Raw genomic sequence first — 1757 nt, forward strand, 5'->3', positions numbered from 1 at the left:
GCTGCTCATCCTCGGAAATTTCTTTTTCCTTGAGTAGCTCTTTCAGGTCGCTGTTGGCGTCACGGCGAATGTTGCGAATAGAGACACGAGCCTGTTCAGCTTCTGCGCGCACCACCTTCACCAGATCCTTGCGGGTTTCCTCGGTCAGCGGCGGCAGCGGTAAACGAATCAGGGTGCCGGACGTGGACGGGTTCAGGCCCAGATCGGACATCAGGATGGCACGTTCGATCTGCGGAATCATTGACTTGTCGAACGGCGAAACCGTCAGCGTTCTGCCTTCTTCCACCGAGATATTACCCATCTGGTTGAGCGGCGTCTCAGCGCCATAATACTCAATGGTAATATTGTCCAGCAGGCTGGGATGTGCCCGACCGGTCCGCACCCGTTTCATGGCTGAATCCAGTGCCTCAAGACTCTTTTTCATGCGGCTTTGCGCATCACTGCGAATATCGTCAATCACCGTTATTCCTCGCTCTATCAGCGGTATCGCCAGCGCTTACTGCGCGGCTTCCACCAGGGTACCTTCATTACCGCCCAGCATCAGATTGAGCAGGGCACCCTTCTTGTTCATATCAAAAACACGCAACGGCATGGCATGGTCGCGGCACAGACAAATAGCCGTCAGATCCATGACACCCAGCTTTTTATCCAGCACCTCATCATAGGTCAAGGTGTCGTATTTGACCGCATCCGGGTTTTTCACCGGATCATCATTATAGACCCCATCCACCTTGGTGGCCTTCAATACCACATCGGCACTGATTTCAATGCCGCGCAAGCAGGCAGCAGAGTCGGTGGTAAAGAAGGGATTGCCGGTACCGGCACAGAAGATCACCACTTCACCGTTTTTCAGGTGGCGATTGGCATTGCGATGATCATAGTGCTCCACCACACCACTCATGGGGATCGCCGACATCAGGCGAGTGCGGATATTGGAGCGCTCCAGGGCATCGCGCAGGGCCAGGCCATTCATCACCGTGGCCAGCATGCCCATATGGTCCCCGGCGACCCGGTCCAGGCCGGCGCTCTGCAGCGCCGCGCCACGAAACAGATTACCACCGCCAACAACCAGGCCGACCTGAACGCCGATGCCAACCAATTGGCCGATTTCCAGGGAAATGGCATCCAGTACCTTCGGGTCGATACCGAACCCCTCTTCACCCGCCAGCGCCTCACCACTCAGCTTGAGCAGAATACGGTTATAGCGCGGTGAGCGCTCCTTGTTCGTCGGCATGTCTTTCTCTCCACCACTCATACGAAACCGCCACCCATGAATAACCCGCCATCGTCATCATTTTTACCGGCCCAGGCCGGCCTTTCACTGCATTCAAACGCACGAGCCTGTGCTGCATAGCACAGTACCGCCCCGCACGATGGTTGCAAGCGCTTTTCACTTTCTGCCGTTCAACAGGCGAAAAAAACGCCCTGCTAGTCAAGCCAGCAAGGCGCCCTTTTGCACATCGAACTCNCGAGCCTTAGCCTTTGGCCGCAGCTTCCACTTCGGCCGCGAAGTCGACTTCTTCTTTCTCGATACCTTCGCCGACAACCAGACGCTCGAAAGCGACGATTTCAGCACCGGCCGCTTTAACCAGCGCACCGACAGTGGTATTCGGATCTTTCACGAACGGCTGGTCCAGCAAGCTCACTTCTTTCAGGAACTTGTTGATACGGCCGCCGAGCATTTTCTCAACGATCTCAGCCGGCTTGCCTTCCATATCAGGCTGGGCGCGGATGATCTCTTTCTCTTTTTCCAGCAC

General features: G+C 55.9%; 2 protein-coding genes and 1 pseudogene. All 3 read right to left on the reverse strand.

Annotation, left to right across the window (positions count from 1 at the left end; translation table 11 throughout):
• The coding region (gene frr / locus A3754_RS23075; RefSeq protein ID WP_063521454.1) for a ribosome recycling factor at positions 1 to 460 on the reverse strand (460 nt) is incomplete at its 3' end.
• Positions 461 to 496: 36 nt separating this feature from the next.
• Positions 497 to 1234 carry a UMP kinase gene (gene pyrH, locus A3754_RS23080; RefSeq protein WP_063521455.1) on the reverse strand — a complete coding sequence of 246 codons (738 nt, stop codon included), beginning with the start codon at positions 1232 to 1234 and terminating at the stop codon, positions 497 to 499.
• Between the two features lie 241 nt (positions 1235 to 1475).
• A pseudogene (locus A3754_RS23085) lies at positions 1476 to 1757 on the reverse strand (elongation factor Ts); the annotation flags it as partial.

The sequence above is a fragment of the Alcanivorax sp. HI0083 genome, from assembly GCF_001635175.1.

Coding starts and splice junctions, on each gene's coding strand:
- pyrH (WP_063521455.1), bottom strand. CDS start 1,234: ATGCCGACGAACAAGGAGCGCTCACCGCGCTATAACCGTATTCTGCTC.